General features: G+C 71.3%; 14 protein-coding genes. 7 read left to right on the top strand and 7 right to left on the bottom strand.

The annotated features are described in order from the left end of the window. Window positions 1-95 precede the first annotated feature (95 nt). The 3 genes from ASF37_RS11570 to sigJ are packed head-to-tail and all read left to right on the top strand — an operon-like array spanning window position 96 to window position 2142. Window positions 96-500, top strand: coding sequence for a hypothetical protein (locus tag ASF37_RS11570; protein WP_200931225.1), 405 nt, complete (start codon window positions 96-98; stop codon window positions 498-500). Next, a complete protein-coding gene (locus tag ASF37_RS11565; protein WP_056580681.1) occupies window positions 497-1255 on the top strand; it encodes an SDR family oxidoreductase in 759 nt (252 codons plus the stop codon). Before ASF37_RS11570 ends, ASF37_RS11565 begins: the two co-directional genes overlap by 4 nt. Before the next feature lie 17 nt (window positions 1256-1272). Further along, the gene (sigJ, locus tag ASF37_RS11560; RefSeq protein WP_082506505.1) at window positions 1273-2142 is read left to right on the top strand and encodes an RNA polymerase sigma factor SigJ; all 870 of its coding nucleotides are present in this window, start codon (window positions 1273-1275) and stop codon (window positions 2140-2142) included. A 9-nt stretch (window positions 2143-2151) separates the two neighbouring features. Here the strand turns inward: sigJ and ASF37_RS11555 are convergent, their stop codons facing one another. From ASF37_RS11555 to ASF37_RS11530, 6 genes are all read right to left on the bottom strand, one after another. Further along, the gene (locus ASF37_RS11555; protein WP_082506504.1) at window positions 2152-2790 is read right to left on the bottom strand and encodes a DinB family protein; all 639 of its coding nucleotides are present in this window, start codon (window positions 2788-2790) and stop codon (window positions 2152-2154) included. A 70-nt stretch (window positions 2791-2860) separates the two neighbouring features. Next, on the bottom strand, window positions 2861-3868 hold the full coding sequence (locus ASF37_RS11550) for a sugar phosphate isomerase/epimerase (RefSeq protein ID WP_056580678.1): 1008 nt from the start codon (window positions 3866-3868) through the stop codon (window positions 2861-2863). A 2-nt stretch (window positions 3869-3870) separates the two neighbouring features. Beyond that, window positions 3871-5076, bottom strand: a complete 1206-nt coding sequence (locus tag ASF37_RS11545; protein ID WP_056580675.1) for a Gfo/Idh/MocA family protein — start codon at window positions 5074-5076, stop codon at window positions 3871-3873. A 72-nt stretch (window positions 5077-5148) separates the two neighbouring features. Continuing rightward, window positions 5149-6192 carry a substrate-binding domain-containing protein gene (locus tag ASF37_RS11540; protein WP_056580672.1) on the bottom strand — a complete coding sequence of 348 codons (1044 nt, stop codon included), beginning with the start codon at window positions 6190-6192 and terminating at the stop codon, window positions 5149-5151. An 18-nt stretch (window positions 6193-6210) separates the two neighbouring features. Next, a complete protein-coding gene (locus tag ASF37_RS11535) occupies window positions 6211-7257 on the bottom strand; it encodes an ABC transporter permease (RefSeq protein WP_055968807.1) in 1047 nt (348 codons plus the stop codon). Then, entirely contained in the window at window positions 7254-8813 is a 1560-nt protein-coding gene (locus ASF37_RS11530) for a sugar ABC transporter ATP-binding protein (RefSeq protein ID WP_056574342.1), read from the bottom strand. Before ASF37_RS11530 ends, ASF37_RS11535 begins: the two co-directional genes overlap by 4 nt. 109 nt (window positions 8814-8922) lie before the next feature. On the opposite strand from ASF37_RS11530, the gene ASF37_RS11525 reads away from it, so the two are divergent. Further along, a complete protein-coding gene (locus ASF37_RS11525) occupies window positions 8923-10122 on the top strand; it encodes an ROK family protein (RefSeq protein ID WP_055970206.1) in 1200 nt (399 codons plus the stop codon). Window positions 10123-10166: 44 nt separating this feature from the next. Here the strand turns inward: ASF37_RS11525 and ASF37_RS11520 are convergent, their stop codons facing one another. Beyond that, the gene (locus ASF37_RS11520; RefSeq protein WP_055968803.1) at window positions 10167-10691 is read right to left on the bottom strand and encodes a hypothetical protein; all 525 of its coding nucleotides are present in this window, start codon (window positions 10689-10691) and stop codon (window positions 10167-10169) included. 67 nt (window positions 10692-10758) lie between these two features. On the opposite strand from ASF37_RS11520, the gene ftsE reads away from it, so the two are divergent. The 3 genes from ftsE (at window position 10759) to ASF37_RS17475 (ending at window position 13830) form a co-directional block, all read left to right on the top strand. After that, window positions 10759-11448: a cell division ATP-binding protein FtsE gene (gene ftsE / locus ASF37_RS11515; protein ID WP_055968801.1), complete on the top strand. Its 690-nt coding sequence runs from the start codon at window positions 10759-10761 to the stop codon at window positions 11446-11448. Window positions 11449-11470: 22 nt separating this feature from the next. Then, window positions 11471-12373 (top strand): permease-like cell division protein FtsX, encoded by a 903-nt coding sequence (gene ftsX, locus ASF37_RS11510; protein WP_156364646.1) that lies wholly within the window; start codon window positions 11471-11473, stop codon window positions 12371-12373. A 194-nt stretch (window positions 12374-12567) separates the two neighbouring features. Then, on the top strand, window positions 12568-13830 hold the full coding sequence (locus tag ASF37_RS17475; protein WP_055968798.1) for a M23 family metallopeptidase: 1263 nt from the start codon (window positions 12568-12570) through the stop codon (window positions 13828-13830).

The following is a 13830-nucleotide window of genomic DNA, read 5'->3' as shown; positions in this document are numbered from 1 at the left end:
TACGCCCCGCCTGGACGTCGGGCCCGACCTCACACCTGGGCGGGCTGCGTCGTCGTAGAGGTGTGAACACGACGACACGACGATCGATCCTGCTGGTGACCGCGGTCATCGGGCTCTACGTCGGGCTGTGGGCGGCCGCTGCGCCGCGCTCCTTCTACGACACGTTCCCCGGCCTCGGCTCGGTGTGGGTCGCGGTGGACGGCCCGTACAACGAGCACCTGGTGCGCGACGTCGGGGCGCTCTACCTCGGCCTCGCCGCTGCGAGCGTGGTCGCAGCAGCGAGCCACCGCGTCGAGGGCGGTCGTGCGGTCGGCGTGGCATGGCTGGTGTTCTCGGTTCCCCACCTGACCTACCACCTGGCGCACCTGGAGGGCTTCACCGTCCGGGACGTCATCGGTCAGGTCGTCGCGCTGAGCGCCACGGTGGTGCTCGCGGTACCGCTGGTCGCCCCTGCCCGGGCGAGAAGCACCGAACGTCCCACAGGAAGGAAGACGCCATGAAGATCGCCGTCGCCGGAGGAACCGGCATGGTCGGGAGGCACGTCGTCGACGTCGCCCGCGCCGAGGGCCACGAGGTCGTCGTGCTGTCGCGTGCGGCGGGGGTGGACCTCACCGGAGGCGAGGGCCTCGACGTCGCCCTCGCCGGGGTCGACGTCGTCGTCGACGTCACCTCGACCGCGACACAGGACGCGCAGGAGTCACGACGGTTCTTCGACGCGGTGACCCGCCACCTGCTCGCGGCGGAGGAGCGTGCCGGGGTGGGTCACCACGTGGCGCTCGGCATCGTCGGCAGCGACCGCGCGACCGGCGGCTACTACGCCGGCAAGGTGCACCAGGAGCAGCTCGTCGAGTCCGGTGCCGTGCCCTGGACGATCCTGCGCGCGACCCAGTTCCACGAGTTCGCACAGCAGCTGCACGGTCAGGTGACGCTCGGGCCGTTCGTGCTCGTCCCCGTCATGCGCAGCGAGCCGGTCGCGGCGCGGGAGGTGGCAGAACGCCTCGTCGCCCTCGCCGTCGGGCGACCGACCGGTCGGGCCACGGACCTCGGTGGCCCCGACGTCCGTCGCATGGTCGACATGGTGCGCGCGTACGCGCGGCGGGTCGGTGACCGACGGCCCGTCCTCGCACTGCCGCTGCCCGGCCCGCTCGGCCGGGGCATGCGCAACGGAGCGCTGCTCACGCGCGACGGCGCCGACCACGGCACGACCGGCTTCGAGACATGGCTGTCGGGCGTCACCCCGAGAGCCGGTCGATGACCAGCGATGATGACCCGATGAGTGAACCGTCGCTGGGTCCGGCGCTCGAGGAGCGCGAGCGCCTCCTGGCCACCGCCTTCCGGCTGCTCGGCACCCGCGCGGACGCCGAGGACGCCGTGCAGGAGGCCTACGCGCGCTGGTACCGGCTCGGCGACGACGAGCGGATGGGGATCCGCCGACCCGGCGCCTGGTTGACCACCGTCGTGAGCCGTGTCTGCCTGGACCAGCTCGGCTCCGCGCGGGCCCGACGGGAGCGGTACGTCGGTCCGTGGCTGCCCGAGCCGCTGCCCGACCCCGACGCGCTGAGCGACCCCGCCGACCGCGTGACGCTCGACGACCAGGTGACGTCGGCGGTCATGGTGCTGCTGGAGTCGTTGACCCCGGCCGAGCGGGTCTCCTTCGTGCTGCACGACGTCTTCGGGCTGCCGTTCGACGAGGTCGCGGCGGCGGTGGGCCGCTCTCCGCAGGCCTGCCGCAAGCTCGCCTCGGCGGCTCGTGCCGACCTGCGCGAGCGACGTCGCCGTGAGGCCGCCCCGCGAGATCACGACGCGGTGGTGCGGTCCTTCCTCGCGGCCTGCGCCACCGGTGACATCGCCCAGCTGCTGCCGTTGCTCGACCCCGACGTCTCGCTCGCGTCGGACGGAGGCGGCATCGTCCGGGCCGCCCGCAACGTGGTGCGCGGCCCCGACCACGTGGCCCGCTTCCTGCTCGGACTGGCCGCGAAGGACGCCGACCTCACCTTCGAGCCGACCGGTGTCGAGGGCCGTACCGGCGTCCTGGTCCGCCGCGGATCCGACGTTGCCGGTGTGGTCGCGTTCGACGTTCGCGAGGTGATCCACGACGTGTGGATCACGGTCAACCCCGAGAAGCTCGGCGCCTGGGCCTGACCGGACGGCTCAGGCGGTGGGTCCGACGGAACGGTCCGCCGCCTCGCGAGCCACGCGGTCGACCCGTGCCACGTGCTCGTCCCAGTCCATGCCCTCGGGCAGGTTGGTGGAGTCCGGGCGCAGGCCCGCGGAGCCGTCGAGACCCTCACGCAGCACGTCCGCGTGCCCGGCGTGCCGGTGGGCCTCGGCGATCATGTGCACCAGGGCCTGGTGCAGCGTGACCCGGGCTCGCGGACCGCTCCACCAGGGAACGGTGCCCTCGGCGTCGAGCGCGAGCGCCTCGATCGTGGCGTCGGCATGCGCCCACGCACGGTCGACGTAGGCCAGCGCGTCGTCCAGCGAGACCTCGGGCGGGACCACGAAGTCGGCGTGCGGGTCGGCGTCGACGTCGGGCGTCGGCTCGGGGAAGGGCCGGTCGAAGACCACGCCGAAGTGCTCGGCCGCACAGACCGCCGTGTGGTGCACGAGACCGAGCAGGCTGAGCCCGGTGGGGGTGAGGCTGCGGCGGGCGTCGAGCTCACCCAGCCCGTCGATCTTGAAGCGCAGGGCGTCGCGCGCCCCGTGGAGGTAGCGGTGCAGGTCGTCCTTGACGGTGTCGGTCCTGAGGGTGTCGCTCTTGACGGGGTCGCTTCCGATGGGGTCGGGCATGACTCGACCCTGCCACCGTGCGGTGACAGGGTCGAGTCCCCCGAGATCGGTGGGCAGGTGATCCGTGCCGTCAGTCGCCGGAGCTGAAGGCCGCGTCGAACGCCGCGTCCGGCGCGTCGAACAGGTTGCGGCGCACGTACTCCAGCGCCTCCGGTGCCCCGAGCAGACGGTCCATGCCGGCGTCCTCCCACTCCACCGACACCGGACCGTCGTAGCCGATGGTGTTCAGCATGCGGAAGCACGCCTCCCACGGCACGTCACCGCGACCGGTGGACACGAAGTCCCAGCCGCGTCGCGGGTCGGCCCACGGCAGGTGGGAGCCGAGGATGCCGTTGCGTCCGTTGCCCACCTGCTTCTTCGCGTCCTTGCAGTCCACGTGGTAGATCCGCTCGCGGAAGTCCCACAGGAAGCCGAGCGGGTCGAGCTCCTGCCACACGAAGTGCGACGGGTCCCAGTTGAGCCCGAACGCCGGCCTGTGGTCCACGGCCTCCAGCGCCCGCTGCGTGGTCCAGTAGTCGTAGGCGATCTCGCTGGGGTGCACCTCGTGGGCGAAGCGCACGCCCTCCTCGTCGAACACGTCGAGGATGGGGTTCCAGCGGTCCGCGAAGTCCTGGTAACCCGCGTCGACCATGGCCTGCGTGGCCGGCGGGAACATGGCCACGTACTTCCAGATCGACGAGCCGGTGAAGCCGACCACCGTGTCGACGCCGAGCATCCGGGCCGCACGGGCGGTGTTCTTCATCTCCTCCGCGGCGCGCTGACGCACGCCCTCGGGGTTGCCGTCGCCCCACACGCGCGAGCCGACGATGTCCTGGTGGCGCTGGTCGATCGGGTCGTCGCAGACCGCCTGGCCCTTGAGGTGGTTGGAGATCGCGAAGACCTGGAGACCGTGGCGGTCGAGGATCTCCTTGCGCGTCGCGATGTAGTCCGGGTCCTCCACGGCGGCCCAGGGGTCGAGGTGATCGCCCCAGCAGGCGATCTCCAGACCGTCGTAGCCCCAGCCGGCGGCCAGCTCGGCCACCTGCTCGAAGGGCAGGTCGGCCCACTGGCCGGTGAACAGCGTGATCGGTCGTGCCATCGTCATGCTCCCGTCTTCTGGATGGTGCCGGCTGCGTCGCTGCTGGCCTCGACGGCCGCGAGCACCCGCTGCACGGCGAGCCCGTCGGCGAACGACGGGGCCGGGTCGGTGCCCTCGGCGATGTGGTGCACCAGGTCGACGACCTGGTGGGTGAAGCCGTGCTCGTAGCCGAGCCCGTGGCCCGGGGGCCACCAGGCGGCGACGTAGGGGTGGTCGGCCTCGGTGACGAGGATGCGGCGGAACCCGGCCTCCTCGGCGGGCAGCGTCGCGTCGTGCAGCTCGAGGACGTTCATGTCCTCGAAGTCGAAGGCGATCGACCCGAGCGAGCCGTTGACCTCCAGGCGCAGGGCGTTCTTGCGACCCGTGGCGAACCGGGTCGCCTCGAACACGCCGAGGGCGCCGTCGTCGAAGCGGGCGGTGAACGCGGCGGCGTCGTCGACGGTCACGTCGGCCCGCTCGCCCGAGCCGCCGGTGCCGCCGAGCGTCGCGCGCTCGCCCGCGACCGGACGGCTCGTCACGAAGGTCTCCATCAGGCCGCTGACGGTCGTGATGGCGCTGCCGGTCACGAACTGGGCCATGTCGATGACGTGGGCGCCGATGTCGCCCAGCGCGCCCGAGCCGGCCTTGCTCTTGTCCAGCCGCCAGCTCATCGGGGCGTCCTCGTCGACCAGCCAGTCCTGGAGGTACTGACCACGGACGTGCCGGATCGTGCCGAGGCGTCCCGACGCCACGATGCGCTGCGCCAGCGAGACGGCGGGGACCCTCCGGTAGGTGAAGCCCACCATGGCGCGCACGCCCCGGGCCGACGCGGCCGCTGCGGCCTCGGCCATCGCCTCGGCCTCCTCGACGGTGTTGGCCAGCGGCTTCTCGCACAGGACGTGCTTGCCGGCCTCGAGGGCGGCGATCGCGATCTCCGCGTGCGTGTCGCCCGGCGTGCAGATGTCGATGACGTCGACGTCGTCGCGCTCCAGGAGCCGACGCCAGTCGGTCTCCACGGACTCCCACCCGAAACGGTCGGCCACGGCGCCCGCGGCGTCGGCGTCACGTCCGCAGATCGCGGCCAGGCGGGGTCGTCGGGGGAGGTCGAAGAAGGCGGGGGCGGTGCGCCAGGCCTGCGAGTGCGCGGCGCCCATGAAGGCGTACCCCACCATCGCGACACCCAGCTCGTTCGTGGGCTCCTTCGTGGGCCCGTTCGTCGTCTCGCTCATGTGTGTCCTCGTCGTGGAGTGGGCCCGCCCGCACCGCATGGAGTCGGCGCGGGCGGGCCCGGGTGGTGGGGCTCAGGACTCGAAGGCGGAGTCCATGTACTCGTCCACGTTGTCCTTCGTGACGACCGGGGCGGCCAGCTGCACCTTGCGCGGCACCTCCACCTCGGCGAGGTCGGACATCGACTTGCCCTGCGCGATCAGACGCGCCAGCTTGATGCCGTCGGCGGCCTGCGTGGACGGGTAGATGACCGTCGCCTTGAGCACCGTGTTGTCAGCCTTGATGTCGCGCATGACGTTGGCCGAGCCGGCGCCACCGATCATGACGAACTCGTCGCGGTTGGCGTTCTTGATCGCGGCGAGCACGCCGACACCCTGGTCGTCGTCGTGGTTCCAGAGGTAGTCGATCTTCGGAGCGGCCTGGAGCAGGTTCGAGGCCACGCGCTCGCCGGACTCGACCGTGAACTCGGCGGCGACGCGGTTCTCGACCTCGAGGCCGCACTTCTTCAGCGCGTCGGAGAAGCCCTTCGAGCGCTCCTGCGTCAGGGGCAGGGAGTCGATGCCCGCGATCTCCGCGACGACCTTGTCCTCGTCACCGGCGGCCTGCTCGCACACGTAGGTGCCGGCCGAGACGCCCATGCCGTAGTTGTCGCCGAGCACCGTGGTGCGGGCGGCGAAGGGGGAGTCGAACTCGCGGTCGACGTTGATGACCGGGATGCCCGCCTCCATCGCCTTGAGCGCGACCGGCGTCATGGCGGCGCCGTCGAACGGCAGCAGCACGATCGCGTCGACCTTGTCGTTGATGAAGGTCTCCACCTGCGAGATCTGCAGGCCGACCTCGTTCGTGCCCTCGGCGACCTTCAGGTCGACGTCGTCGTACTGCTCGGCCTGGGCCTTCGCCGAGCTCGTGATCGCACCCATCCAGCCGTGGTCGGCCGCAGGGGCGGAGAAGCCGATGGTGACGGTGTCACCGGACTTGTCGTTGTCGGTGTTGCTCTTGCTGGCTCCGGTGGAGCCGGAGTCGTCGGAGCTGTTGGTGCAGGCGCCGAGGACGAGCGTGGCGGCAGCGAGGGCGCCGAAGGCGGCGACCGTGCGGCGGCGGGGGCGGATCGTGGTCATGACACTCCTGGGTGGGGGTTATGTGGTGGTGCGGTTCGCGATCCGCTGCTGCAGGAGCACAGCGATCACGATGATCACGCCCTTGGCGACGGCCTGGGCCGAGATCGACAGGTTGTTGAGCGTGAAGACATTGGTGAGGACGGTGAAGATCAGGACGCCGAAGAGTGTCCCGGTCACGGTCCCGCGGCCGCCGCTGAGCAGCGTGCCGCCGATCACGACGGCGGCGATGGCGTCGAGCTCGTAGAGCTGGCCGTGCGTCGACGTGCCGGTGGTGGTGCGCGACATGAGCATCACGGCGGCGATGCCGCACGTGGTTCCGAGCAGGGCGTAGAGGTACACGGTGTGGCGCTGGACCTTGATGCCGGCCAGGCGCGCGGCCTCGGGGTTGCCGCCGACCGCGAAGGTCCGTCGGCCGAAGGTCGTGCGGTTCAGCAGGAACCACCCGCCGGCCGCCACCACGACGAAGATCACGACGATGAAGGGGATGCCGAGCGGCTCGGAGCCGAAGAGGTCGGTGAAGCCCTGGTTCCGGATGATCTGGGTCTTGCGGTCGGAGATGATCTCCGCGAGGCCCCGGGCCGCGGCGAGCATCGCCAGGGTGGCGATGAAGGGCACGATGCGGCCGTACGCGACCAGCAGCCCGTTGACCGCGCCGCAGGCGGCTCCCACCACCACGGCGGCGAAGACCATCGCGACCCAGCCGATGTCGTCGGCCATGGCCTGCGTGCCGGTGGTGGTGGCCCACACCGAGGAGAGCGCCACGATCGCGCCCACGGAGAGGTCGATGCCGCCGCCGGTGATGACGAACGTCATCCCGATGGAGACGACGCCGATGACGGACGCGGCGCGCAGCACGGTGAGCATGTTGTCGACGCTCGCGAAGCGCTCGCCCGACGTCGCGACGCCGATGATGCACAGCAGCAGGAGCGCGACGACGAGGCCGAGGTTGCGGCCGAGGCCGGAGCCCCCGGACATCGACCGGCGGGAGGGGGCCGGGACCGAGAGGGCCGGGTCCTTCCCGCTGTCGTGGGCGGTGCTGCCTGAGGGATCGGGGGTGACGGTCACGCGACGTCGCCTCTCTGGTCGGTCGTGGTCGGATGGTCCGCACCGTGCTCGTGCACGGCGAGGATGCGTTCGAGGACGCCGGACGCGTCGATCGCGTCGGCGGGGGAGTGGTGGACGACGCGGCCGTCGGCCAGGACGAGCACGCGGTGCGACAGACCGATCACCTCGTCGAGGTCGCTCGAGACCACGACGACGGCGACACCCTCGTCGGCGAGCGTGCGCACGAGCGCGTAGATCTCGGCCCGCGCGCCGACGTCGACGCCGCGGGTGGGCTCGTCGAGCAGCAGCACCTTGCAGCCGCGCAGCAGCCAGCGGGCCAGGACGACCTTCTGCTGGTTCCCGCCCGACAGCGTGCGCACGACGCGGGTGGGGGCGTCGGGGCGGACGTCGACCGAGCGCGTGGCGGCGTGGGCGGCGGCGAGCTCCTCGCCCTCCGTGCTGACGCCGAGCCGCGCGAAGCGACCGAGGCTCGCGAGCGAGACGTTGCGGTAGACGAGGTCGTCGAGCACCAGACCCTGGGACTTGCGCTCCTCGGGGCACAGGCCGATGCCGGCGCGGACCGCCGCCGGCACGGAGCCGTTCCGCAGGTCGGAGCCGTCGACGGTCACGGTGCCGCGGTGGGCGCGTCGGGCGCCGAAGACGGTCTCGAGGATCTCGCTGCGACCCGCGCCGACCAGGCCGGCGATCCCGACGACCTCGCCGGGCCGCACGTCGAAGCTGACGTCCTCGAACTCGCCCGTGCGGGAGAGCCCCTCGACGCGCAGCAACGGGTCGGTGCCGGTGACGACGGGACGCTCGGGGAAGACGGAGGAGACCTCGCGGCCGGTCATGAGGGTGATGAGCTCGGACGTGGGCGTGTCCTTCGCCGACAAGTCACCGGCCACGGTGCGCCCGTCCTTGAGGACGGTGAGCCGGTCGCCGATGCGCCGGATCTCCTCGAGGCGGTGGGAGATGTAGATGATGGCCGTCCCGGCTGCGCGCAGGTCCTCGACGACGCGGAAGAGGCCGTCGACCTCGTCGGGGTCGAGCACGGCGGACGGCTCGTCCATGACGATGACCTGGGCGTCGCGCGAGAGCGCACGGGCCATGGAGACGATCTGCTTGCCGGCGGCCGAGAGGCTGCCCACCTCGCGACCGGGTCGGATCTCCGCGTGGCCGAGGCGCTCGAGAAGGGCGCGGGCGGCCCGATTCGCCTCGACGGTGCGGGTGACGCCGCCGCGAGACATCTCGTGGCCGAGGAAGATGTTGTCCGCGACGCTCAGGCCGTCGACGAGGTCGAGCTCCTGGTAGATGGTGGCGATGCCGGTGTCGAGCGCGGCCTGCGGGCCCGCGAACGTCACGTCCTCGCCGCGCCAGGTGATGGTGCCGGCGTCCACGCCGTGCGCGCCGGCGAGCACCTTGATGAGCGTCGACTTGCCCGCACCGTTCTGGCCCAGGAGGCAGTGCACCTCGCCGGCGCGCACGACGAGGTCGACGCCGTCGAGCGCCCGGACTCCGGGGAACTCCTTGACGATCCCGCGCATCTCGAGCAGGGGCGGTGCCTGGGGGGTGGGCATGGCTGTGACCCTAGTCACCTCTTTTGTTGCTCGTCAAGCAAAAGTCTGATTGTGTTCGACTTATCTGCTTGAGCAGGGCCGACAGAAGGGGTGTGGGAGACTCATGGTCATGACGTCGTCGTCGCTGCCGACCACGCTGGTCGGCGTCGGCGATCTCTTCCAGCACCTGCGCGACGGGCAGGCCTGGACGCGGGCCGAGCTCAGCCAGCGGTCGGCGCTGGGGCGGGCTCCCGTCACGGCGCGGGTCGACGCGATGCTGGCCGTCGGCCTCCTGCGCCCGACCGGCGAGACCGTCTCGACCGGCGGTCGGCCGCCCACCCGGTTCCGCTTCCACGGCGAGGCGCGCGTCGTCCTGGCGGTCGACCTCGGTGCCTCGCACGCGAGCGTCGCCCTGCTCGACCTCGCCGGCGAGGTCCTCGTCGAGCGGACGGTTCCGTGTGACATCGCGGACGGCCCCACCGTCGTGCTGGACCGGGTCACCTCGATCGGGCTCGAGCTGCTCGCCGACCGCGGTCGCCCGGTGTCCGACGTCGCCGGCGTCGGGATCGGTCTGCCCGGTCCGGTCGAGCACGCCGTCGGTCGACCGGTGAGTCCGCCGATCATGCCCGGCTGGCACGACTTCGACGTCCCCGGGCACCTCGGTCGCACGTTCTCCGGTCCGGTCCTCGTGGACAACGACGTGAACCTGATGGCGCTCGGCGAGCACGTGCGCGGCCACCGCGGCGAGCACCTGCTGCTCGTCAAGGTCGCCACCGGCATCGGAGCGGGCATCGTGTCCGACGGCCAGCTGCTGCGCGGCGCCCTCGGGTCGGCGGGTGACCTCGGGCACGTGCGGGTCTCCGACGCGGCCGACGCTCACTGCCGCTGCGGCAACACCGGCTGCCTCGAGGCCGTGGCCGCCGGGCCCGCCGTGGCGGCACGCCTGCGGGAGCAGGGTCTGTCCGTCGAGACGTCCCAGGACATCGTCGACGCGGTCAACCGCGGCGACGTGGTGGCGCTCAACGCCGTGCGCGACGCCGGCCGCAGCCTCGGCGAGGTGCTGGCCACCTGCGTCAACCTGCTCAACCCGTCGGTGATCGTCATCGGCGGCAAGCTGTCGGAGGCGGGGGAGTACCTGCTCGCCGGCGTCCGCGAGGTCGTCTACGAGCGGTCGCTCCCGCTCGCCACCAACCACCTGCGCATCGTCGCCACCACCGTCGGCAGCCTCGGGGGCGTCATCGGTGCCGGCGCCATGGTGATCGACGAGGTGCTGTCGCCGGCCGCCGTCGACGCCTACGTCGCGCAGGGCGCGTCCCAGCGCACGGCCTGAGCGATCCCGTCGGGACCCTCGGCCGTCCTCGCCGCGCGCCCCGCCTAGTCGTCGTCGCGGCGACGACGATTGAGCCCCGGCACCTTCTCGAGCATCGCCGCCAGGTCGGTGGCGGTGTCCAGCAGGGCGTGGATGTCGGGTCCCACGTTCCGCATGTCCTCGAGGATCGGCACGATGTCGGCCTCGAGCTTGTCGACGAGCATCGGCAGGTGGTCGATGAGCCCGACCAGCGCCTCGATCTCCTCGGGCGACGTCGTCTCGGAGATCCGCTGCAGCGTGGGCATCAGGTTCTTCGCGATCGGCGCGAGGTCGTCGAGCACCGGCCCGAACGTCTCGACCATGGCCTGGGCGCGGTCCAGCGTCGGCTGCACGCTGGCCACCGTGCCGGCGGTCCGCACCACCACGGCGTCCGCCGCGACCCGGGTGGCGTCGATGTCGTCGACCAGGCGATGCGCCCGCCGCACCAGGTCCTCGGCCGCGTCGAGCAGGCCGAGCGCGCGTGGCAGCGCCGACGTCGCCGCGTCGACGAGCTCGGGCAGGCGGCGAGGATCGGGCAGACGAGGCAGCATCTGGTCACCGTACCCACGGCGGGCGAGTCTGCACGGTGACGTGGAGCGACCTGCCTAGACTCGACGGGTGATTCGCTTCGACAAGGTCACCAAGACCTACCCGGGCCAGAAGCGTCCTGCCCTGGACGCCGTCGACCTGGAGATCGAGAAGGGGGAGTTCGTCTTCCTCGTCGGGTCCTCGGGGTCGGGCAAGTCCACCTTCCTGCGGCTCGTCCTCCGCGAGGCCCGGCCCACCACCGGCCGGGTGCACGTGGCGGGCAAGGAGATCAACAAGCTCTCCAGCTGGAAGGTGCCCAAGCTGCGCCGCCAGGTCGGCACCGTGTTCCAGGACTTCCGCCTCCTGCCGAACAAGACGGTCCACGAGAACGTGGCCTTCGCGCTGCAGGTCATCGGCAAGCACCGCTCCGAGATCGACGCGCTCGTGCCCGAGACCCTCGAGATGGTCGGCCTGGAGGGCAAGGGGCACCGCATGCCCGACGAGCTCTCCGGTGGTGAGCAGCAGCGCGTGGCCATCGCCCGGGCGTTCGTGAACCGACCGATGATCCTCATCGCCGACGAGCCCACCGGCAACCTCGACCCCACCACCAGCGTCGGCATCATGAAGCTGCTCGACCGCATCAACCGCACCGACACCACTGTCGTCATGGCCACCCACGACTCCTCGATCGTCGACCAGATGCGCAAGCGCGTCATCGAGCTCGACGAGGGGCGCGTCGTGCGCGACGAGGCCCGCGGCATCTACGGCTACCAGTCCTGAGGCGATCACCGTGCGCACCATCATGAGCGAGCTCCGCGCGAGCCTGTCCCGCAACACGTCCATGACGATCTCCTTGATCGTCACCATGACCGTCTCGCTGCTGCTGGCCGCCCTCGGCCTGCTGCTGCAGAGCCAGGCCGACCGCACCGAGCAGTTCTACGGCGACAAGCTGCAGGTGCAGGTCAACCTGTGCACCGACAACTCCACCGCGCCGACGTGCGTGGGCGGGGCGGCCACCGACGAGCAGACCGCGGCGGTCCAGGAGGCGCTCTCCACGAACCCCGAGGTCAAGTCCTACGACGTGCGCTCCCCGCAGGAGAACTACGACAAGGCACGTGAGCTGCTCGGCCAGACCGACAGCGGCAAGGCCCAGCTCGAGACGGTCGAGCCGGCCGACTTCCCGGAGTCCTACTTCGTCACGCTCAACGACCCGCAGGAGTTCGACGGCCTCGTCAGCCAGGTCTCGGGCATGGACGGCGTCGGCAACGTGCAGTCGCTCAAGAAGCTGCTCGGGCCGCTGTTCGAGATCCTCGACAAGATGCGCTGGGCCGCCCTCGCCACGTCGCTCCTGCTCATCGTCGCGGCCATCCTCCAGGTCTCCAACACCATCCGCATGACCGCCTACGCGCGACGCCGCGAGATCGGCATCATGCGCCTGGTCGGAGCGTCCAGCTGGCACATCCAGCTGCCGTTCGTGCTGGAGTCGATGCTGGCCGCGGTGCTGTCGGCGGCCCTGGCGGCTGCCGGGCTGGCGGCCTTCATGTGGTTCGTCGTCTACGGCTACCTGCGCACCACGCTGGGCGAGCTGACGACCTGGATCCGATGGCAGGAGGCCGCCGCCGTCATGGGCTACACGACGGTCCTGGCCCTGCTGCTCGCGCTCGTCCCGACCCTCGTGATGACGCGGAAGTACCTTGACGTCTGAGCACCATGGCCTAGAGTCACACCAGTAACACCCGCACCATCCGCCTCATCGAGAGATGGCCGGCGGCCTGCCTCGCACCATTCCTTCCCCAACGCCGAGGTCCCATGTCTGTGCCCACGTCCCGCGATCCTCGACCCGCGGCCCGTCGTCATGCCCCCCGCCGCCACCTGCTCGGGCGTCATGTGGTCAGGGCCGTGGTCGCGGCCCTCGCGGCGAGCCTGATCGTCGTCGGCTTCACGAACCCCGTCCTGGCCGACAAGAAGGACGACCTCGAGCGGCAGAAGAAGGGCGTCAGTGGCAAGATCGATGGCGCCCAGAAGGCCCTCGACTCCTCCAGCGCGGCCTACAACAAGGCCGCCGCCGCTCTCGAGGCGGCGCAGTCGAAGCTGACCTCGGCACGCGCCACGCTCGGTGAGACCCGCGGTCAGCTGGCGGTCTCCCAGGCCGAGGACACGCGGATGCAGGCCGAGCTCGACCGCAGCGAGGCGGCGCTCGACAAGGCCGTCGCCGCCCTGAAGAAGGGCGAGAAGCGGCTCAAGAAGTCCGAGGAGTCCGTCGCCGCCTTCACCGTGGAGACCGTGCAGGACGGCGACCGCGGCATGCGCGCCTTCGGCGAGCTGCTGGGCGGCGAGAGCCCCACCACGTTCACCGACCGGATGAGCCTCAACGCCTCCGTGGGCGACGCGCAGGTCTCGCGCATGCAGAAGCTCGCGGCCGCCAAGGTGATGCTGCGACTCAACCGCGACAAGGTCGAGGAGCTGCGCGACCAGGTGGCCGTGGCCCGCAAGGCCGCCGCCGCCAACCTGCAGAAGATGACCGAGCTCGAGGCGGCCGCCGAGGCGCAGGCCGCCGAGGTCGGCGAGCTCGTCGACGCCCGCGCGAGTGCCAGCACCGCCGCGAAGGCCGCACGGGCCGAGGACGCCAAGCTCCTGGCCGCGTACGAGGCCGAGCGCAACCGCCTGCAGTCCCAGCTGGAGGAGCTCGCCCGGCGCGAGCTCGAGAAGGCCAACAAGGGCGGCAAGGGCGGCGGCACCAGTGGAGGCGTCTCCGGGGGCGACAAGGGCGGTGCGCTCTCCTACCCCGTGAGCGGGCCGGTCACCTCGCCCTACGGCATGCGCGTGCACCCCGTCACGGGCGTGTACAAGCTGCACGACGGCACGGACTTCGGCGTCGGTTGTGGCACGCCGATCCGTGCGGCCGCGAGCGGCACGATCATCCAGCAGTACTACAACGCCGGGTACGGCAACCGCGTGATCCTCGCCAACGGCGTCAAGCGCGGCAAGAGCATCGTGACGACCTACAACCACCTGTCGCGGTTCGCCCGCGGCAGCGGTGCGAAGGTCTCGCGTGGCGAGGTCATCGGCTACGTCGGCAGCACCGGCTACTCCACGGGGTGCCACCTGCACTTCATGGTGCTGGCGAACGGCGGCACGACCAACCCGATGAGCTGGCTCTGA

The organism is Aeromicrobium sp. Leaf289 (assembly GCF_001423335.1).
GTDB lineage: Bacteria > Actinomycetota > Actinomycetes > Propionibacteriales > Nocardioidaceae > Aeromicrobium.
This window is presented reverse-complemented; position numbering and strand designations above follow the sequence as displayed.